Below are 19,319 nucleotides of genomic sequence, written 5' to 3'. Positions count from 1 at the left end.
GCCTCAGGGGTTAGTCGCGTCCAGATAGAGGGCCCGCCCTACCAACGGTCGCCGATTCCCGAGATCAATGAGTCGATCCTTACCTCCGGACGACGCGATGGTTCCCCCCAACGAGTCCGCATAATGCTGCAACTCTTCGTCTGATGTAGCAAGAGTGCAAAGCTCATCAAGGCATTCCAACTGTGCCTCCAACCCATAGGCATGATTGACGAAGAACAGTAACCACTCCCACGCCAGACAATTCTTCTCATAGTCGACATCGTGGAGGAAGGCATTTGTGATGGCCTCATGCAGGAGCGAAGACGCCTCAGAAACAGGTAACAACTGGTCCCCATCGCCCCTCTCCGGTGCAAGCCACGCGAGGATTGCCCCTATAAATTCATTCAGAGGACGGCGAAACACGATCTTCAGTTCATCAGTTGAATATACAGATAGATCAACATTTTCGAGAACCGGATCCTCCACTTTGGGACGCCAGGAAGCCAATACATCACGGAGGAGTTCGAGATGCTCGGGTGAATGGCCGCTCACGCCTGCACTAACCCGCCCGACATGGCAGAGGCTGCTGCTGCGGCTGCAGCCGCCGCGGTCCATGCTGCGCCCTCCGCGATATCACCCCAGGGAATGTCCTGGTACCAATGTTTTCCAAAAGCTGCCTGGAGTGCCTCTTCCGGCGTCGGCGCCGACTGCCCGAGCCAATACTTGGCTTGAGCTAGAAGGATTACGTCACCAGGGCCCCTTGGACCGCAGCCATTTCTTGGAGCTATTCACATAGTTCTTCAGACTCCTGATTGCTTTCTGGGACGACTTGTACTGTACCTGGTGGGTATCCCAATTTCGCCCGCCGTTATCTGTCAACCATTTCATTCCATACATGAACAAGTCTCGTGTACGAAATCGTATACCGTGAGTACCGCCGCGATCGGCAGCGGCGTGCTTGTCACGGTTGATATGCTTATCCAGTTTCTCCCACTTTTCTGGCGCTCCTGACCCTTGTGTGGGTGGGTTGAGGGCCCGGGTCGGCTGAGATCGTTGTGCGTGCACGGGGTCGGGACAGGCGGACGGGGTGCGTGACGTGCGCGGGTTCCCCGGCCACGATGCGGGTGTCGAATCCATCCCGTGAACAGGGGGTTCCCGTGCACGCCACGACTGATTCGGACTGGGTTTGACGGGTGCTCGGTGGGTTTGATTTGTCAGGCCGCATCAGCCTGTTCGAGGTCACGGTAGTGGGCGGCTTCGGCCTCGGCTGGAGAGCGGTCGTCGAGTTCGCCGTGGATGCGGTCCTCGTTGAACCAGGCGACCCACCCGCAGGTGGCGAGCTCGAGGTCGTCGAGTCCTTTCCAGTGGCCGCCGTTGGCGGCGAGCACGGCAGGGCTGCGGTGCAGTTCGGTCTTGTAGAGGGCGTTCACCGATTCAGCCATTGCATTATCGAAACTGTCCCCAACGGTGCCGATGGAGGGCGTCGCGCCGATCTCGTCGATGCGGTCGGTGTAGGCGATGGATGTGTACTGGGAGCCGGCGTCGTTGTGGCAGATCAGCCCGGCGAGGTCGGTGCCCCGCCTTGTCCAGGCGGCCATGTTCAACGCGTCCACGACAAGGTCGGCGTGCATGGTGCGGGCGGCTTTCCAGCCGACGATGCGCCGGGAGAACGCGTCGACAACGAACGCCATGTACACGATCCCAGACCATGTCGAGCAGTACGTGAAATCGGCTACCCACAACTGATCTGGGGCGGTGGCGGTGAAGTTCCGCCTCACCAGGTCCGGGGCTCGGGTCGCGGCTGGATCGGCGTGGGTGGTGAATCGGCGCTTCGCTCGACTGGCACCACTGATGCCCTCAGCTTTCATCAGGCGGGCGACCTGGTCACGACCCAGGTCGAGACCGGCCTTACGAACCGCGACGGCCATCTTGCGACGCCCGTAGACCGAGTAGTTCTTCTCCCAGATCGCCCGGACCTTCGGGCCCATCTCAGCGTCGCGGATCTTGCGGACACAGGGCTTGCGGGTCTTGGCGGACCAGTAGGTGGTGGGGGCGATCTCCAACGCTTCACAGATCGGCTCGATCCCCCATCTCAGCCCACCGGACTCACGGGTCCGGTGGGCGTCGATGAACTCAACAACCGCAGCGACCTCATCTGAGGTCAGCGGCCCTACCTCCTCGGGCGACCGTCGAGCTCGGTCGCGAAGAAAACCGATGCGGCTTTCAGAATGTCATTCGCCCTGCGAAGCTCCTTGACCTCGCGTTCAGCTCGGAGATCCGCTGCGCATCGGCGCTCGATCGGCCCGGCCGATTCCCCGAATCGATGTCAGCGCGACTGACCCAGCCACTCAAGGACTGCGCTCCAACACCAAGCTCACGAGCGACCCGGGCGATCACACCATGAGACACACCGGTCTCACGGCGGATCTCCAAGACCATCCACACCGCCCGCTCACGCAGCTCATCGGGATACTTCGGCGGCTTCGACCGCACACCACTCTTCGTTGCCATGCTCCATACTCGTTTCCAAGCTCAGGAGCACCCGCGGATCCCAGTCCGAATCACCAAAGGCATCCACCGCAACGCCCGCAACCTCGCCGCCGCGTTCTTCGACCACCAACACGAGATCCTCGCCTACACCCGAACCTCGCCGTCCCCTTCGATAACAACCAAGCCGAACGAGATCTCCGTATGGCCAAGATTGCCCAAAAGATCAGCTACGGCTGGCGAACCCCCGACGGCGTTCAGACCTTCGCCGCCATCCGCAGCTACATCGAAACCGGACGCAAACACGGCCTCCACGCCCTCGACCTCCTCACCCAACTCCTCACCACCGGACCCTGGACCATCCCCAACCCAACATGACCAAACCAGCCGCCGGCTGAATAGTTACACAGGTGGACCCTCACTGTGCTCCCCCACAAGGCCAGGTTGAGGGCCGGTTAACGGGCAACGTCCAAGCCCCAAGCGAGGATGCTCCCGAGTTCCGTGGAACTTGGGACATCCTCCGATTGGGCCGTCCTCAGCACGCTCAACCAAACTCGCGGCTCAGTCAAGCGGGTCGCCCCAATCGCACAGGTCCACTAGCAGGGGCTTGCTGCCAAAACACGCGCCCCTCACGATATCGTTGGGCGGTTCATCCCAGATACTCAACAAGATCTTGAACTGACCATTGCGGGTCTGCCTGAGGTAGTAGATCGGATAGTCCGCCGAGGACACAGATGGAAAGCCTTCGTACCGTTCATAGCCCAAAGTGGCAAGCTTCCTCAAGATCTCCTCCAAAACAATACGACCGGACATCGGACGCGCGTCCCAGGTCGTCTCCACCTCAGGGTCACCGATTGGAATACTGCCCGAGAGGCGGCACTCATCAGAGTCCACCCGCACATCCCCTTTAACTCCACCTCCAGTCAAGGCAGAGATTCGAACGGACTCATCGTACAGGCTGCTCATTCGAGCGTTGTCCAATTTCCTGGGTGTCACGCTCCTTTTCCAAGCCTTCATGAATAGCACCAGCCCAGTGACGAGCACCAGAATTGCTACCAGCTTTACAAAGACAACATACCACTTTCGGCTCTTTGGCATCAAAGGGAAGGCCCATTCAAGTACACCGCGCGAGCCCGACCAATCCTGGAACCCGTCATAACGCTAGTTATCGGCATGAGCGTGTCGTTCCTTAGTGGATTCGCCGAGACGACAGTCCAGGCGGGGCCAAGGGAGGGGGCACCGACCGTACAGGGCGGCTCTTCCTCGACGTGCTGGCTGGGCCATATCGCCACTACCGGGCAGACGCGCCGGACCCGCCCATGCTTGGGTCGACATGCTCCCGGTGGCGGTCACCGACTCGGCGATGGCAAGGTGGCCTCGGCTCCCATGGGTACCCCGACGTCGAGGGGGTAGGTTCGTCGGTTTATGGGGTCTGAGCGCGTTGGTTGGTGGGTGACCTTCGCCGTCGCACTGTTCGTCGGGACGATGTGGGCGCTGTCGGTGCCACCGTCAGGCGGGCCGGACGAACCGGCCCACATGGTCAAGGCGGCAGCCGTCGCCGGAGGGGACCTGTCGACCTCGGTGGTGTGGAAGGACGAGTGGATCGGCAAGGTGCCCGACACCATGGTCCGGGTCCGGATGGGTTACCGCTACGGCGCCATGTGGGAGCAGGTGAAGTGTGGTAAGGGGTGGCGAACCAAGCCACGACGTGCGCGCCAGGGCTGACCGAGAATCCAGATCGGTACATGGTCACCACCACCTACGTCGGGACCTATCAGCCCGCCTACTACGCCATCGTCGGGCTGCCCACCCGGTTCCTTCCGCCCCGCCACGGGGTCTATGCCGCTCGTCTGGTGAGCGTGGCGATGGTGGCCGCGCTTGCCGCGTCGGCGTTGACGTCCGCTCGCAAGCTGGGCTCGACGGTCACGGGAGCGACCCTGCTCACCTTCACCCCGGCGTTGGTGTTCGTGGCCTCGACCGTGAATGCCCAGGGACCCGAACTCGTCGCCGCCATCGCCGTGTGGACCACCGGGCTGGTCGTGCTCGGATCCAACCCGCCCACACGACGCGAGGTGATTCGTTTGGGGGTAGCGGCCTCGGTGTTGGCCTCGTCCCGACCCACCGGACCGCTCCTGACCATGATCATCCTGGTGGTTCTGGGACTCGCAGCCGCGAACCTGGCCCGGCTGAGAATGCTCTGGTCACACCGCTCCACCCGGGTGGTGGCCGCGGTTACGGCACTGGTGTGGGCGGCCAGCGTGATCCACGTGATCGCCACCAGCGCTCTCACATCGGTGATGATCACACCCCGACCAGAAGGCCTCACCCGAGCCCATTGGAACGAGGTGGCAGCGACCGTCCCCCAACTGGTCGAGGATCAGGTCGCTCTGATCAGCTGGCACGGCATCGTGGCGCTGAACCTGGTCAAACCCCTTCTCGTCGCCTGGTTCGCACTCCTGGCGGCACTCGTCGTGGTCGCGCTGGTCCGAGGCACGTGGCGTTCACGGCTGATCATGGTGGCGATGGTGACGGGATGGATCACCCTGCCTCTCGCCGCGGTGCTGATCAACCACGAGGCCGCATGGCAAGGCCGATACGGCCTTCCCCTCGGAGTCGGAATCCCCATCCTGGCGGCGTGGACCATCGAACGCCGGCCCGCTCAAGGTCGGTGGGCACCAACCAGACCTGCCTTCACCGTGGTAGCGGCCACCGCCGTGGCGACGGGCCTGGTCGTCGCCCACCAGCAGTTGATGAGCCGCAACCTCCATGGCCAACCCAGCCCCGTGTTCGCCCCTCGCTCACCGGACCTGTGGAACGGCCCACTGAACCCCGACCTGTTGTTCCTGGGAATGATCCTGGCCGCCATCATCATCATCGGCCTGACCCTGCTCCAGGTTGTTCCGCTACGACGGGCACCCCACCCCTCCGGGCACGGCGTCACCGCTCAGGAACTGCGCGGGTAGGTCCAGTCGTCGTCGCTACCTGGGTGATCAGACCGAGGCTTCGCCTCGGTTTAGCCATGCCGTACTGATGGGTCGGCTCGCCTACCGGCTCGCCTCCTTAGATCAGCTCAGACGGCTGAGGTCTCTAACTGCGCCTCGGTCGGCGCTGAGGGCTAGGGCGGCGTAGGCCCGTAGCGCCTGGCTGACCGGACGATGGCGGTCCACAGGTTGCCAGGGCTTCTCGCTGGATTCCATCTTGGCTCGACGGTCGGCCAACTCCTCGTCGGGCACATCGAGGAGGATCGACCGGCCGTGGACGTCGATGGAGATCATGTCTCCCTCCTCGACCAGGCCGATGGTGCCCCCCACCGCTGCCTCCGGTGAGACGTGTCCGATCGACAACCCCGACGTACCGCCCGAGAAGCGACCGTCGGTGATCAGGGCGCACTCCTTGCCCAGACCGGCGCCCTTGAGGAAGGCGGTGGGATAAAGCATCTCCTGCATGCCGGGACCGCCCGAAGGCCCCTCGTAGCGGACCACGATGACATCGCCGGGCCGCACCTCCTCGTTGAGGATCAGGTCCACGGCAGCCTCCTGGCTCTCCACCACCCGGGCCGGGCCCCGGAACGTGAACAGCTCCTCGTCGATGCCCGCCGCCTTGATCACACAACCGTCGGGGGCCAGGTTGCCCCGCAGGATGATCAGACCACCGTCGGCGGAATAGGCGTGCTCAACGCTACGGATGCACCCGACCTGGTCGTTGGTGTCCAGGCGCTTCCACCGGTTGGTGGTGCTGAACGCCTCGGTGGTGCGCACCCCGCCGGGGGCGGCATGGAACAGGTCGATGGCCCGGTCGCTGGCCTTGCCGCCCCGCACGTCCCACTCGTCCAACCACGACTCCAGGTCGGGCGAGTGGACGCTGTGCACCTCGGTGTTGAGCTTGCCCGCCCTGTTCAGCTCGCCCAACAGTGCCGGGATACCGCCGGCGCGATGCACGTCTTCCATGTGGAAATCGGAGTTGGGCGCCACCTTGGACAGGCACGGCACCCGGCGGCTGATGGCATCGATCTCGTCCAAGCCGAAGTCGTGACCGGCCTCGTAGGCGGCGGCCAAGATGTGCAACACGGTGTTGGTGGAACCACCCATGGCTACATCTAGCGCCATGGCGTTCTCGAAGGCGGCCACGCTGGCCACGTTGCGGGGCAGCACCGAATCGTCGTCGTTCTCGTAGTACCGACGGGCCAGATCCATCACGATCCGCCCGGCCTCCACGAACAGATCACGACGAGCGGCGTGGGTGGCCAGCGTCGACCCGTTGCCCGGCAGCGACAGGCCCAGGGCCTCGGTGAGGCAGTTCATGGAGTTGGCGGTGAACATCCCCGAACAAGACCCGCAGGTGGGGCAGGCCGAACGCTCCACCTCGTCCAGGCCCTCGTCGGTCACGTCGTGAGCGGCGCTGGCGGCGATGGCGGTTATCAGGTCGGTGGGCGCGTGGGCCACGCCGTTCACCACCACGGCCTTGCCCGCCTCCATCGGCCCACCCGACACGAACACGGTGGGGATGTTCAGGCGCAGGGCGGCGTTGAGCATGCCCGGGGTGATCTTGTCGCAGTTGGAGATACACACCAGGGCATCGGCGCAGTGAGCGTTCACCATGTACTCGACCGAGTCGGCGATCACCTCACGGCTGGGCAGGCTGTAGAGCATCCCGCCATGACCCATGGCGATGCCATCGTCCACGGCGATGGTGTGGAACTCCTTGGTAACACCCCCCGCGGAGTGAACAGCCTCGGCCACGATGTCGCCCATGTCCTTGAGGTGGACGTGGCCCGGCACGAACTGGGTGTAGCTGTTGGCGATGGCCACGATCGGCTTGCCGAAGTCGTCGTCGGTCATGCCGGTGGCCCGCCACAGGGCACGGGCGCCGGCCATGTTCCGGCCGTGGGTGGACGTGCGGGACCGCAGTTCGGGCATGGGTCCAGCGTAGGCCCCAACCCGGCCGCATCCCTCAGGACAAATTCGATCCGGGGGTGACGGGCGGAGGCACGGCGGGTGGGGAAGGATTGGACCATGTCGAAGCCCTCCGCCTCCCCCCAAGTTGTGCCGACGTCGGGAACGAACCGTGTTCGGTCATGGCGCCGCGTCACCGTTGCCGCTCTTGTGTTGGGGTCGGTGACGCTCGGTGCCTGCGGCAGCGATGACGGTGACGACACCGCCACCACCACGACAGTGGCCGGGGCCGCTTCCTCCACCACCGGATCGACCGACACCACGGGCGGGTCCACCGCCACCTCGGAACCCGCAACCAGCCAGGACGTGCTGGTGTACTTCGTGCGAGGCGAACGCCTGGCCGCCTCGTCGCGATCGGTCACCGGCGAAGGAGTTGGGGCCGCGGCGTTGGAGGCGGTGATCGCCGGTCCCAACGAGGTCGAATCGGGTATCGGCTTCTCCAACGCCGTGCCGGCGGGCACCGAGGTGCTGGGCGTGAACATCGCCGCCGGTGTGGCCACCGTTGATCTGAGCGGCGACTTCCAGTCCGGTGGAGGCAGCCTCTCCATGCAACTCCGGGTAGCCCAGGTGGTAGCCACCCTGACCCAGTTCGACACCGTCGAGTCCGTCACCATCCGCATCGACGGCGACGAGGTCGACGGCATCGGCGGCGAGGGGGTGCCGGCCAGCGACCTCGACCGCACCGACATCGAAGACCAGACCCCGGGCATCCTGCTCGAACACCCCGCTCCCGGCGCCACGGTCTCCTCGCCGCTGACGATCTCGGGGACGTCCAACACCTTCGAAGCCACCTACGAGTACGAGGTGATCGACGAGGCGGGCACCACCGTCGCATCCGGCTTCGACACCGCCACCTCGGGCACCGGTACACGCGGCACCTTCGAGACCGAGATCGACCTCGGTGACACCACCGGCGACGTGACCCTCGTATTGTTCGAGTCCAGCGCCAAGGACGGCAGCCGCATCAACGAGGTCGAGATTCCGCTCACGGTCGGCTGACCACCTGGGATCACCTCTCCCGACCACACACCAAAGGCGACCACCACCCCACATGACCCAGGTTCCGACGTTGCCCTCACCCGCCGCCTCCCCGGTGGCGACCCGACCCGGTCCGGGAGAGGCAGTGATCGAGATCGTCGACGTGGTGAAGCGGTGGGGCAACACCCCGGTACTGGGTGGGGCGTCGTTCACGGTTCGCCCCGGTGTGACCGGGCTGCTGGGAGCAAACGGGGCGGGCAAGACCACCCTCATCGGCATGATCCTGGGCCTCACCCCGCCCGACGGTGGAAGCATCCGAGTCTTCGGCTTGGACCCCACCACCGCCGGCCCCGAGATCCGAGCTCGGCTCGGCTACAGCCCCGAACACCACCTTCTCCCGCCCGATGTGCGGGCCGTCGACCTGGTCCGCCACGTCGCCGAGGTCCACGGTCTACCCCGTCAAGAGGCCACCAACCGGGCCAGCGACGCGCTGTGGCAGGTCGGGCTGGGTGAAGAACGTGGCCGCCCCGTCGGCACCATGTCCACCGGCCAACGCCAGCGGATCAAGCTGGCCCAGGCCCTGGCCCACGACCCCCACCTGATGGTGCTCGACGAGCCCACCGACGGCCTCGACCCGGTGCAACGAGACGCCATGTTGGAACTGATCCATCGAGTCGGGCACGAGTTCGGCATCACCGTCTTGTTGTCTTCGCACCTCCTGGAAGAGGTGGAGCGCATCTGTGACTCGGCGGTGATCCTGGCTGGAGGCACCGTCGCCGCAGCCGGCACCCTCGACGAGCTCCGGGGAAGGCGAAGGCCTCACGTTGGAGTTCGACGGGGCCCCCGCCGCGGTCGAAGCCGCTCTCACCGCCATCCACGCCACCGGAGCCGAGATCCGCGTACATGGCCGCCAGTACCTGGTGACCGGCCCCGAAGGCCTGTTCACCACCGTTCGCGACGCGGTGGCATCCACGGGAGCGGGGATCAGGCGGCTGGGCCGACGCACCGTGTCGCTCGAAGAGGTGTTCCTCGGGGTCGGCGCCGGAATCGACCCGTCGCTGGACCCCCGCCGAGCCGGTACCGGCCAACCCGCCACTCCCCCGGCCCCGACTCCGGCCCCGACTCCGGCCCCGCCACACTCGCCCGCACCGGCGACCACCGCGGTAGCCCCGGTGGCGTCATCGAACCCGTCGCCGACGCCACCCGTACCACCGCCACCACCGCCACCACCGCCAGCGCCAGCGCCAGCGCCAGCGCCAGCGCCACCGGACATCGATGCCGACCAACGCCGCGCCACCTCCACCACCGCCGCCACCGCCAGCCCCCACGGCCCCCACGGCCCCAGGGCCGGCACCGTCCATGCACCACCATCTGGATGACGACTCGTCGCGGCCTAACAATGGGGACACGCCATGAGCGGGCCCGACGTGTTCGATGGTGCCGAAGCCCGAATCATCGACCGCGGCTACCGGCGCTACGACAACGATCGCACCGGAGTCGGCGGTGCGATCTGGTCAGTGATGCGCCACAGCATCCAGCGAGGCCTGGGAATGCGGCGCCCCATCTGGGCCAAGGTTCCCCCCACCCTCACCGCGTTCATCGCCTACATACCGGCGGTGGTGTTCGTGGGCATCGTGGCCCTGGTGCCGGCCGAGAGCATCACCGACCTCGTGCTCCCCACCTACGGGGCGTACTACGGCTACGTGATCAGCGCCATCGTCTTGTTCGTGGCCTTCGCCGCTCCCGAGATGCTCTGCACCGACCGGCGCAGCGGCATGCTCGGCATCTACCTGGCCTCACCCCTCAACCGGGACACCTACCTGGTGGCCAAGGCTCTGGCGGTGGCGGCCACCCTGTCTCTGGTGTGCATCGGTCCACCGCTGCTGATGCTGGTGGCCAACGTCTTGCAGAACCAGGGACCGACCGGGCTCGGTGACATCCTCACCACTCTCTTGCGGGTGCTGGTGGCCGGGCTGATGATCACCCTGCTCTTCACCGGAGTCACCATGGGCGTGGCCAGCCTCACCGACCGCAAGAGCATCGCCACCGCCGGGATCATCTTGTTGTTGTTGGTGTCGGTCATGATCGCCGGGATCTTCTCCGAAGCTTCCAACAGCGACCTACCACTCATCGGTTCGGTGCTGACGCTCAGCCTCGACATCGGGCCGAGAGTCCACAACGACCTCGTCATCGACTCCCTGGACGTTTCCGATGCCGCCGTCTACGGAGCCTGGCTCGCCTGGACGGTGGCCGGCTTCGCTGTAGCCCGCTGGCGCATCCACTCCCTGCCGGTGACCCGATGATCGAGGTGGTCGGCGTCTCACGCTGGTTCGGCGACGTGGTCGCCGTATCTGACGTGTCGTTCTCGATCGGAGCCGGGGTCACCGCCCTTCTCGGACCCAACGGCGCCGGCAAGTCGACGCTGCTGCGGATGCTGTGCGGGCTCAGTCCCCCCAACCGCGGCACGGTGAAGGTTCTGGGTGGAGACCCCCGCACCGACATGGCGGTGCGCCGACGGATCAGCATCGTCCCCCAGCAGGAGGCGGTGTTCGAACGGATGGGGGCGCTCGATCTGGTCCGGCTGGCCGGGGTCCTCAACGGGATCCAAGACCCCGACGGGACCGCCCGCCGCTGCCTGGCCGTGGTCGAGATGGACGCCGACGACAAACGGCCCGTCACCACGTACTCCAAAGGCATGAAGCAGCGGGTCAAGGTGGCCCAGGCGCTGGTCAACGATCCAGCAGTGATGGTGCTGGACGAGCCCCTCACCGGGCTCGACCCACGTCAGCGCCGTCACCTGATCGAACTGTTCGCACTGTTGGGCGAACAAGGACGGTGCGTGCTGGTGTCCAGCCACGTGCTCGAAGAGGTCGAACGGTTCGGGTCACGGGTCCTCGTCATCGCCCAGGGGCGGCTGGCCGCCACCGGCGACTATCGGGCCATCCGAGACCTCATGGACGACCGCCCTCACCGGATCCGCGTCCGCACCGACAAACCCCGGGAAGTGGCGGCATCGCTACTGCTCCATGCCGGGGTCCAGGCCGCTTCGGTCATGCCAGCCCGAGCCGGGCGAGAGCCAGCCGTGCTGGTCGACACCACCGACGCACCCACCTTCCGCCGGTCGGTGGCCGCCATCGCCCACAGCCTCGATGCCCAGCTGTGGGAGGTCGCCCCGTTGGACGACGACCTCGAGAGCGTCTTCAAGTACCTGGTGCAGCCATGACCCATCCCGACACCCCAGCGCCCCAGAACTTCGCTTCCCCCCCAGCGCCCCCGCAACCGCCCCCGCCCAGCAATCCGGTCGCCCAACTGCCGGCCCCGGACCTAGGTTCCGCCACTCCACTGCCGGCGCCGGTACCGGTGTTTGCGGCGCTGTACCGGTTGTTCCTTCGCACCACTGCCACCCGAGGCCGGCTCCTAGCCATCGGAGCGCTCAGCGGGCTCAGCTTGCTCGGCGCGGTCATAGCCAGCGCCGCCGGACCGACCGACTCCTTCGAGGCGGCGGCGTCGTTCGCTGTGGCCAACCTCACCACGCTCCTGCCGGTGGCGGCCCTGGTGTTCGGTGCCGGGTCAATTGGAGACCTGATCGACGACGGGTCGCTGGTCTACGTGTGGCTGCGCCCCATCTCCACCCGCCTGCCGGTGGTGGCGGCGTGGGCGGCGACAATGACCATCCTCGTGCCGCTGGTCGGCCTGCCCGTGGTGGCCGGTACCGCACTGTTGGACACCCACCCCGACATCATGGCCGCCACCATCCTCGCCCTGGCCGTGGGAATTCCTGCCTATTCGGCGCTGGCGGTCATGGCCGGAATCCGCTTCCGTCGAGCCCTGCCATGGGGCCTGGCCTACATCTTGTTGTGGGAAGGGTTCGTGGCCGGAGCCGGCAGCACGGCTGGGCGCCTGGCCATGCGCTCCTACCTGCTGTCCATAGTGGCCCAGGTCGCTCACCACCCCAGCAAGATCGGGATCTTCAACCTGGCCAGCGGCATCACCATGCCGCTGGTGGTGGGCGTCGCGGCCCTCGCCTACGCCAGCCGCCGCCTGGCCCACACCGACGTCCCCTAGCGCTGACCCTCAGGCGCTGACCCTCAGGCGCTGACCCTCAGGCGCTGACCCTCAGGCGCTGACCCTCAGGCGCTGGCCGTCAGGCGCTGGCCGCTCGGCTCAGGACCGGGCGCGAAGCTGAAAGGACAAGCCGGCGCCGACGACTCTGACCGCGGCACGATCCTCTGGCGGGAACCATGTTCGACCCGCTTACCGGTCATGATGGCCCGGTTCCCCTCGACCCCGTACGTCAGTTGACCTGGCGTTCCTTGTCACCCCAGTAGTCCTCGCGCAGCTTGAACTTCTGGAGCTTGCCGGTGGCGGTACGGGCCAGGACAGCGCGGAACTCGATCCGCTTGGGGATCTTGTAGCCGGCCAGCCGAGACCGGCAGTAGTCCCGCAACTCGTCCTCGGAGACCTCCTGGCCGGGGGCCAGGACCACCAGGCCGAGCACCAGCTCACCCCACTTCTCGTCTGGCACCCCGATCACCGCCACCTCGGCCACGGCCGGATGGCTGAACAGGGCGTCTTCCACCTCGATCGACGACACGTTCTCGCCGCCGGTGATGATCACGTCCTTCTTGCGGTCCGAGATGACCACGTATCCGTCGTCGTCGATTGCGCCGCCGTCGCCGGTGTGGAACCAACCGTCGACGATGGCATCCGCGGTGGCGTCGGGCTGATCCCAATAGCCCTCCATGACCACGTTGGAACGGGCCTTGACCTCTCCCTGTCCGGACACAGCCATGCGCACCCCCAGCGCGGGAGCACCGGCCCGGCTCAAGTTCCTGGCCCTCGCCTCGGGCGAGAGATCATCCCACTCGGCCCGGGCCCGGTTCATGGTCAACAGCGGGGCGGTCTCGGTGAGCCCGTAGATCTGGATGAACTCCCAGCCCAGCTCGGTCTCCACCCGCTCGATGGTTCGGGTGGGCGGCGGGGCTCCCGCCACCACGATGCGGGTCCGCCCCCGACCGGGCACCTCGTCGAGCCCGGCGGCAGCATCGAGCACCATGTTCACCACCGCTGGCGCACCGCACAACAGGGTCACACCATGCTGGTCGACGCGGCGCAAGATCTCCGACCCGTCGACCTTGCGCAACACCACCTGGGTGGCACCCATCCCGGCGTTGGCGTAGGGCATCCCCCACCCGTTGCAGTGGAACATCGGGAGCGTGTGCAGGTAGACGTCTCGATCGTTCACACCGGCCTGCCACCCGAAGGTGGTGGCGTTGACCCACAGGCTGCGGTGGGTCTGTTGCACCCCCTTGGGGCGGGCGGTGGTCCCCGAGGTGTAGTTGATGGTGGCGGTGACGTCCTCGTCAGGTTCCCAAGGGCGGGGCTCGTTGTCCCAGTCGAACATGGCATCGGCTTCGGGCGAACCGAGCTCGGCCCGGTGGGCCGCCTCGATTCCCTCGACGGTGTCGGCCACCTCGGGGTCATACAACAGGACCGAGGCCCCGCAGTGCTCGACGATGTAGGCGATCTCATCTTGGGCCAGACGGAAGTTGATGGGCACGTAGATCCGCCCCCAGCCCGACACGCCCCAGAACCCCGACAGCAGGCGACCGGCATTGTGGGACACGACCGCCACCCGTTCCCTCCGCCCGATACCCATTCGGTCCAGCCCCGCAGCTTGGGCTCGGGCCCGCGCCGCCAACTGTCGGTAGGTGAGCGATCCCAGCGAAGACGCTGGCTGGTCGGGTTCGTCGACCACCGCCACCCGGTCGGGGTAGACGGTCTCGGCCCGGTCCAAGAAGTCACGAACGGTGAGAGCAACCTTCATGGCCCGGACCGTACAACCCCATCGCCATCCCCGTTCTGGCGCAAGAAGCGGCGGCCATGGCGCCGACTCTTGCCCAGTATCCAAGCGGTCCACCCACACCCACCGTTCTGGGGCAATCCGTGGTCAACAATCAGCCACTTCTTGCCCCAGAATCGGCACCCACGTTGAGACACAGAGGGAGGAGAGAAGTCACGCAGCATTTCTGGCCCGGGCAACCAGCGCAGCCCGTACCTGAGTCACCACCAACTGCGGACTACTCACGATGTCGTCGTAGGTGAAGTCGAGGACCAGATACCCGGCGAGTACCAACTGACGCCTTCGCGCAGCGTCCGCCGCCACCTGATCCCGGGTGCTGTGCCACGCATGGCCATTCACCTCGATGACCACCAGATGGTCCGGATACAGAAAGTCGACGCGGGCGACAAAGGCACCCTTGGGTGCGATCCGGGCCTGGCAGATCGGGGCGGGCAGACCAGCATTCGCCAGGACTCGAAGGGTCTCCCGCTCCAGCCAACTCTCGGTCACCGCACCACCGGACCGTTCCACAAGGACCTGTTCAAAGACACGAACCCCGTTTCGTCCCCGGCACCGGATGGCCTCCAACCGCGCCCACAACCAAGGGTCATGGGCCAGACGTGCCGCGACGGCGTCGTCGACCGCACCCTTCACGCGAGCGACACTGATGATGGGCACCAGCGACGCCAGGGAGAAGAGCGTTCGAGCCACCGACATGCATGGAATACCGGCCACCGTGACCAGGTCATCCTCGGTGAGGTTGGTGCTTGTGTGAAGGTTCACCTGTGGGTTGTCGTATGAGTAGCTATGCCGCCCCACACTCACTTCGGGTACACGCGGAGCCTGGAAACCTCGGATCGAATGCAACCAGGCCGCCGTGCGGTGAGAGGCGTACCCACCGGTGTCGAAACATGCGATGGCAACGCGCTGAAGTGGGTCCGACGGTGCTCCGGCCACGACCAACGTCTGCCGCCCAGCCCTGACCAGCACACCGTTGCCAACCAGAGTCCGGAGCCTCGCTCGAGTGACCCCACCTTCGCTCAGCTGAGCACGGGTGAGAACCCCGTGCTGTGCCCTGGCGAGTTCGAAGATGGCTGCGAGACTGGTCATAGCCCGAGTCCACCAAGGCCCAGTGACAACCAAGCCTGCACCCCACCCGCAACGTCCACGCCGACCCTGAGGCCACCCGCCTGCAAACCGGTTCTGGGGCAAGAAGTGGCGGACAGGCCACCAGGATCGGCCCCAGATCCGTCTGACCTAGGCGCGGACATCGATTCTCGGGCAGGAGTCGGCTGTTCAGCAGCTGCTCCTTGCCCAAGAACTGATTCGCCCGTCGGTCAGGCGGAGCGGTCGGTCAGGAGGCGGGCTACCTCGCGGCCGTCGGCCTGGCCCTGGGTGGCCTTCATTATCTGGCCGGTGAAGAACCCCGCCAGCTTCTTGCGGGCCTTATCGTCCCCGGTGCGGTACTGCTCCCACTCGGCGGGGTTGCCAGCAATCACCTGGTCGACCACCGCCTCCAGGGCTTCGGAGCCCATCGCCTCGAACCCACGCTGGGTCGCAACCTCGGCCGCAGTCCTCGACGGGTCTGTCACCAGGTCGGCCAGAACCTGCTTGGCCTGGGTAGCGGTCAGGTCACCCGCCACCTCCATGGCCACCAGTTCCGCCAACCGTTCCGGGGCGAGTTCGGACCCACCTTCACCGGCCAGGTTCTGGGCGATGTGCACCAAGACCCGGGCCTTGACAGCGTCGGGAGCGGCGGCGGCAGCAGATGCAAGCTCACCCAACTCGCCCACGCCGTGCCCGTGGCTGCGGGCCTCGGCGTCACCGGTGTACACCTCGGCCCGGGCACCGTCGGGTCCACCCGCAGGAGCATCGAGGTGCTTCCAGTGACCGCCGGCCACCGCCATGGCCAACAGGGCCTGGGAGTCCTGGCCGCGGTCCACGATCACCACAACCGACTCGGCGGTGACCGACTCGCCGGTGACGTCGGCCAGACGGTGGCGGCGAGCCTGGGGCAGCATCGGCAATGACGCGGCGATCTCGGCCACCCACGCCGGGTCGGGGTCGACGGGGACCAGGTCGGGCTCGGGGAAGTACCGGTAGTCGTCGGCCTCCTCCTTTGACCGCATGGTCTGGGTCCGGCCCGATGCGTCGTCCCAATGCCTGGTCTCCTGCACCACCTTCTCGCCGGCCGAATGAATGTCGGCCTGGCGGGTGGCCTCGTACTCGATGGCACGACCCAGGGATCGCAGCGAGTTCAGGTTCTTGATCTCACAACGGGTGCGCAGCTCGTCGGTACCCTCACGCCGCACCGACACGTTGGCGTCGACCCGCATGGAGCCCTCTTCCATCTTCCCGTCGCTGATCCCACAGGCCACCAGGATGGAACGAAGCTCGGCCACGTACTGGCGGGCCTGCTCGGCCGAGCGGACATGGGGCCGAGACACGATCTCGAGCAGCGGAACCCCGGCCCGGTTGTAGTCGACCAGGGAATGCTCGGCTCCGTGGATGCGCCCGGTCTCGCCACCGACGTGGGTGGACTTGCCGGTGTCCTCCTCCAGGTGGGCCCGCTCGATCCCGACCACGTGCCCGGAGGGAAGCTCCAGAGACCCGTCGACCACGATGGGCTGGTCGTACTGGGAGATCTGGAAGTTCTTCGGCATGTCCGGATAGAAGTAGTTCTTCCTGGCGAACACCGACCGACGCACCGACGACGGGCCGCCCACCGCGCAACCGAAGCGGATGGCCAGCTCCACGGCCTGTTGGTTCACGACCGGGAGGGTTCCCGGCAACCCGAGGGTGACGGGATCGACATTGGTGTTGGGCTCGTCACCGAAGCTGTTGGGAGCCCCAGAGAACATCTTGGTGACCGTCGCCAGCTCGGCGTGCACTTCGAGGCCACACACGAGCTCCCAGCGGGACCCATCGGCGGCTTCGACCACCAACACGTCGTCGCTGTCGGGGACGGTGATCGGGTTTCCGAGCGAGTCGGTGGGCACCCGGCCTTCAACCGCACCGTCCGCAACGGCTACTGAAACAATGGATGGAGTGGTCATCTGTTCACCTCATTGCCTACGGCAGCGGCAGCCATTCTCGAGGAACCCGGGCGCGGCCCTAGCGACTTGAGCGACCGACGTCGACCTGAACTTGCTGCTGGAGCGGTTATTTCCCAGCCAGGCTTTGCCCAAGAACCGACTCGGGATCCGGGCTGGTGGGTTACTGGGGCGGATCTGGTCGCGATACGACCAGATCTTGCCCAAGAAGAGATCTGGGGCTGGATCACTGGGTGAGAGGTCATGGGGCGGCGGCTTCGACTGCGGCCGCCTCAACCACCGACGCGGCGCGGAACATGGCTACCTCCCCCAAGGTGGGGGCCAGGATCTGGACACCGACCGGCAGCCCGTCGTCTCCGGTCCCGAACGGAACCGACATGGCGGGGTGACCGGCCAGGTTGGTGGGGATGGTGCAGATGTCGTTGAGGTACATGGTGAGCGGGTCGTGGATGGCACCCAACTCGAAGGCCGTGGTGGGTGAGGTCGGCGACAACAACACGTCCACCTTGGCGTAGGCGGCGGCGAAGTCGTTGCAGATCAGGGTGCGCACCTTCTGCGCCTGACCGTAGAAGGCGTCGTAGTAGCCCGCCGACAGGGCGTAGGTGCCGAGCATGATCCGACGCTTCACCTCGTCTCCGAACCCAGCGGTACGGGTGGCCACCATCATCTCGTTGGTGGTGGCGGCATCGACGCGCAGCCCGTAGCGGACACCGTCGAAGCGGGCCAGGTTGCTCGAAGCCTCAGCCGGCGCTATCAGGTAGTAGGCAGACAGGCCGAAGGTGACAGCGGGGACCGACACCTCCTCGACCACGGCACCGGCCGCGGCGAGGGCGTCGGCGGCTTGACGGACCCGGGCAGCCACGTCGGGGGCGATGCCCTCACCCATCAACTCGGAGACCAGCCCGACCCGAAGGCCTTGGACGCCATCGTCGAGATGGTCTGAAACTACTGGTGGCGCCTGGGGGATGGAGGTGGCGTCGCGGGGATCGTGACCGGAGATCACGTCCAACAGGAGGGCGGCGTCGGCCACGGTGGTGGCGAACGGCCCGATCTGGTCCAGCGAGGACGCGAAGGCCACCAACCCGTAGCGGCTGACCACGCCGTAGGTGGGTTTCACGCCCACCACGCCGCACAGCGCCGCGGGCTGGCGGATCGATCCGCCGGTGTCGGAGCCCAGAGACAGCGGGGCGAACCCGGCCGCCACCGCAGCCGCCGACCCACCCGAGGAACCGCCGGGTACCCGAGTCGTGTCACGGGGGTTGCGGGTGGGACCGAAGGCGGAGTTCTCGGTGGAGCTGCCCATGGCGAACTCGTCGAGGTTGGTCTTGCCCACCGACACGGCACCCGCCGCGTTCAGCAACTCCACGACGGTGGCGTCGTAGGGGGGAATCCAGCCTTCCAGAATCCGAGACGAGCACGTGGTGGCCACGCCCCGGGTGCACAGGTTGTCCTTGATGGCCACCGGAACGCCGGCCAACGGACCGGGGTCCTCGCCGGCCGCCACCCGACGGTCGATCTCATCGGCGGCCGAGCGGGCCGCGTCCGCCGTCACCAGGTTGAAGGCATGGATCTCGGGTTCGGCCGCCTCGATGGCAGCCAAGTGACCTTCGAGGACCTCCCGGGCCGAACGTTTACCGACTCGAACAACGGCGGCGATGGCCACTGCGGTGTCGACGTGGGAGCCGTTCACGGTTCTTCTCCCAAGATGGTGGGGACACGGAACCGGCCCGATTCGGCCTGAGGCGCGCTGGCCAGGGCATCAGCATTGGTCAAGGTGGGGCCGGCCTCATCGGAGCGGAGCACGTTGATGAGGGGAACCGGGTGAGATGTCGGTTCGACCCCGGCCAGATCCAGGGCCGCCACGTCCTCGGCGTGATCGAGGATGGCGGCGAGTTGGCCGGTGAAGGTCTCCACCTCGGACTCGGCCAGCTCCAGCCGGGCCAGGCGGGCGACGTGTACGACGTCGTCACGGGATATGCGAGACATGCCAGCGATCGTAGGCCACCCCTGTCCTGACCCGGTCAGCCC

At 66.3% G+C, this 19,319-nt stretch carries 18 protein-coding genes and 1 pseudogene; 9 read left to right on the top strand and 10 right to left on the bottom strand.

The window, feature by feature from the left end:
* Positions 1–3: 3 nt before the first annotated feature.
* The 3 genes from IPG97_01420 to IPG97_01410 all read right to left on the bottom strand — a co-directional run bounded on the left by IPG97_01420 (position 4) and on the right by IPG97_01410 (position 2,424).
* Entirely contained in the window at positions 4–594 is a 591-nt protein-coding gene (locus IPG97_01420; GenBank protein ID MBK6855248.1) for a hypothetical protein, read from the bottom strand.
* A gap of 599 nt (positions 595–1,193) precedes the next feature.
* Positions 1,194–2,195 carry an IS3 family transposase gene (locus IPG97_01415; GenBank protein MBK6855247.1) on the bottom strand — a complete coding sequence of 334 codons (1,002 nt, stop codon included), beginning with the start codon at positions 2,193–2,195 and terminating at the stop codon, positions 1,194–1,196.
* 7 nt (positions 2,196–2,202) lie between these two features.
* Complete coding sequence (locus tag IPG97_01410) at positions 2,203–2,424, bottom strand: hypothetical protein (protein ID MBK6855246.1); 222 nt, start codon at positions 2,422–2,424, stop codon at positions 2,203–2,205.
* Between IPG97_01410 and IPG97_01405 the strand changes: the two genes are divergently transcribed.
* Complete coding sequence (locus IPG97_01405; protein MBK6855245.1) at positions 2,380–2,844, top strand: transposase; 465 nt, start codon at positions 2,380–2,382, stop codon at positions 2,842–2,844. The genes IPG97_01410 and IPG97_01405 overlap by 45 nt on opposite strands.
* A gap of 183 nt (positions 2,845–3,027) precedes the next feature.
* Here the strand turns inward: IPG97_01405 and IPG97_01400 are convergent, their stop codons facing one another.
* Positions 3,028–3,564 carry a hypothetical protein gene (locus IPG97_01400; GenBank protein ID MBK6855244.1) on the bottom strand — a complete coding sequence of 179 codons (537 nt, stop codon included), beginning with the start codon at positions 3,562–3,564 and terminating at the stop codon, positions 3,028–3,030.
* A gap of 354 nt (positions 3,565–3,918) precedes the next feature.
* On the opposite strand from IPG97_01400, the gene IPG97_01395 reads away from it, so the two are divergent.
* Both IPG97_01395 and IPG97_01390 read left to right on the top strand, forming a co-directional pair.
* On the top strand, positions 3,919–4,191 hold the full coding sequence (locus IPG97_01395; GenBank protein ID MBK6855243.1) for a DUF2142 domain-containing protein: 273 nt from the start codon (positions 3,919–3,921) through the stop codon (positions 4,189–4,191).
* A gap of 20 nt (positions 4,192–4,211) precedes the next feature.
* Positions 4,212–5,429 (top strand): DUF2142 domain-containing protein, encoded by a 1,218-nt coding sequence (locus IPG97_01390; protein MBK6855242.1) that lies wholly within the window; start codon positions 4,212–4,214, stop codon positions 5,427–5,429.
* A 102-nt stretch (positions 5,430–5,531) separates the two neighbouring features.
* Here the strand turns inward: IPG97_01390 and ilvD are convergent, their stop codons facing one another.
* The gene (ilvD, locus tag IPG97_01385) at positions 5,532–7,382 is read right to left on the bottom strand and encodes a dihydroxy-acid dehydratase (protein ID MBK6855241.1); all 1,851 of its coding nucleotides are present in this window, start codon (positions 7,380–7,382) and stop codon (positions 5,532–5,534) included.
* 96 nt (positions 7,383–7,478) lie between these two features.
* Between ilvD and IPG97_01380 the strand changes: the two genes are divergently transcribed.
* The 6 genes and pseudogenes from IPG97_01380 to IPG97_01355 all read left to right on the top strand — a co-directional run bounded on the left by IPG97_01380 (position 7,479) and on the right by IPG97_01355 (position 12,461).
* A complete protein-coding gene (locus tag IPG97_01380; protein ID MBK6855240.1) occupies positions 7,479–8,417 on the top strand; it encodes a GerMN domain-containing protein in 939 nt (312 codons plus the stop codon).
* 52 nt (positions 8,418–8,469) lie between these two features.
* Positions 8,470–9,171 (top strand): annotated as a pseudogene (locus tag IPG97_01375) (ABC transporter ATP-binding protein).
* 49 nt (positions 9,172–9,220) lie between these two features.
* Entirely contained in the window at positions 9,221–9,775 is a 555-nt protein-coding gene (locus IPG97_01370) for a hypothetical protein (GenBank protein ID MBK6855239.1), read from the top strand.
* 33 nt (positions 9,776–9,808) lie between these two features.
* Positions 9,809–10,699 (top strand): ABC transporter permease subunit, encoded by an 891-nt coding sequence (locus IPG97_01365; protein MBK6855238.1) that lies wholly within the window; start codon positions 9,809–9,811, stop codon positions 10,697–10,699.
* Complete coding sequence (locus IPG97_01360) at positions 10,696–11,619, top strand: ABC transporter ATP-binding protein (GenBank protein MBK6855237.1); 924 nt, start codon at positions 10,696–10,698, stop codon at positions 11,617–11,619. Before IPG97_01365 ends, IPG97_01360 begins: the two co-directional genes overlap by 4 nt.
* On the top strand, positions 11,616–12,461 hold the full coding sequence (locus IPG97_01355) for a hypothetical protein (GenBank protein MBK6855236.1): 846 nt from the start codon (positions 11,616–11,618) through the stop codon (positions 12,459–12,461). Before IPG97_01360 ends, IPG97_01355 begins: the two co-directional genes overlap by 4 nt.
* 229 nt (positions 12,462–12,690) lie before the next feature.
* Here IPG97_01355 and IPG97_01350 read toward each other — a convergent pair whose 3' ends face one another.
* The 5 genes from IPG97_01350 to gatC form a co-directional block, all read right to left on the bottom strand.
* Positions 12,691–14,223, bottom strand: coding sequence for an AMP-binding protein (locus IPG97_01350; protein MBK6855235.1), 1,533 nt, complete (start codon positions 14,221–14,223; stop codon positions 12,691–12,693).
* A gap of 189 nt (positions 14,224–14,412) precedes the next feature.
* A complete protein-coding gene (locus IPG97_01345) occupies positions 14,413–15,021 on the bottom strand; it encodes a DUF559 domain-containing protein (GenBank protein MBK6855234.1) in 609 nt (202 codons plus the stop codon).
* A gap of 554 nt (positions 15,022–15,575) precedes the next feature.
* Positions 15,576–17,294, bottom strand: a complete 1,719-nt coding sequence (gatB, locus tag IPG97_01340; GenBank protein ID MBK6855233.1) for an Asp-tRNA(Asn)/Glu-tRNA(Gln) amidotransferase subunit GatB — start codon at positions 17,292–17,294, stop codon at positions 15,576–15,578.
* A gap of 238 nt (positions 17,295–17,532) precedes the next feature.
* Positions 17,533–18,981, bottom strand: a complete 1,449-nt coding sequence (gene gatA / locus IPG97_01335) for an Asp-tRNA(Asn)/Glu-tRNA(Gln) amidotransferase subunit GatA (GenBank protein ID MBK6855232.1) — start codon at positions 18,979–18,981, stop codon at positions 17,533–17,535.
* Positions 18,978–19,277 (bottom strand): Asp-tRNA(Asn)/Glu-tRNA(Gln) amidotransferase subunit GatC, encoded by a 300-nt coding sequence (gene gatC, locus IPG97_01330; protein ID MBK6855231.1) that lies wholly within the window; start codon positions 19,275–19,277, stop codon positions 18,978–18,980. The genes gatA and gatC overlap by 4 nt, the downstream gene beginning before the upstream one ends.
* Positions 19,278–19,319 lie beyond the last annotated feature (42 nt).

The sequence above is a fragment of the Microthrixaceae bacterium genome, assembly GCA_016702505.1.
Classification (GTDB): Bacteria; Actinomycetota; Acidimicrobiia; order Acidimicrobiales; family Iamiaceae; genus Aquihabitans.
Note: the sequence above shows the minus strand (reverse complement) of the source record. Positions and strands in the feature narration are given on the sequence as shown.

Coding starts and splice junctions, on each gene's coding strand:
- IPG97_01420 (MBK6855248.1), bottom strand. CDS start 594: ATGGACCGCGGCGGCTGCAGCCGCAGCAGCAGCCTCTGCCATGTCGGG.
- IPG97_01405 (MBK6855245.1), top strand. CDS start 2,380: ATGAGACACACCGGTCTCACGGCGGATCTCCAAGACCATCCACACCGC.
- IPG97_01400 (MBK6855244.1), bottom strand. CDS start 3,564: ATGCCAAAGAGCCGAAAGTGGTATGTTGTCTTTGTAAAGCTGGTAGCA.
- IPG97_01390 (MBK6855242.1), top strand. CDS start 4,212: ATGGTCACCACCACCTACGTCGGGACCTATCAGCCCGCCTACTACGCC.
- ilvD (MBK6855241.1), bottom strand. CDS start 7,382: ATGCCCGAACTGCGGTCCCGCACGTCCACCCACGGCCGGAACATGGCC.
- IPG97_01380 (MBK6855240.1), top strand. CDS start 7,479: ATGTCGAAGCCCTCCGCCTCCCCCCAAGTTGTGCCGACGTCGGGAACG.
- IPG97_01365 (MBK6855238.1), top strand. CDS start 9,809: ATGAGCGGGCCCGACGTGTTCGATGGTGCCGAAGCCCGAATCATCGAC.
- IPG97_01360 (MBK6855237.1), top strand. CDS start 10,696: ATGATCGAGGTGGTCGGCGTCTCACGCTGGTTCGGCGACGTGGTCGCC.
- IPG97_01355 (MBK6855236.1), top strand. CDS start 11,616: ATGACCCATCCCGACACCCCAGCGCCCCAGAACTTCGCTTCCCCCCCA.
- IPG97_01350 (MBK6855235.1), bottom strand. CDS start 14,223: ATGAAGGTTGCTCTCACCGTTCGTGACTTCTTGGACCGGGCCGAGACC.
- gatB (MBK6855233.1), bottom strand. CDS start 17,294: ATGACCACTCCATCCATTGTTTCAGTAGCCGTTGCGGACGGTGCGGTT.
- gatC (MBK6855231.1), bottom strand. CDS start 19,277: ATGTCTCGCATATCCCGTGACGACGTCGTACACGTCGCCCGCCTGGCC.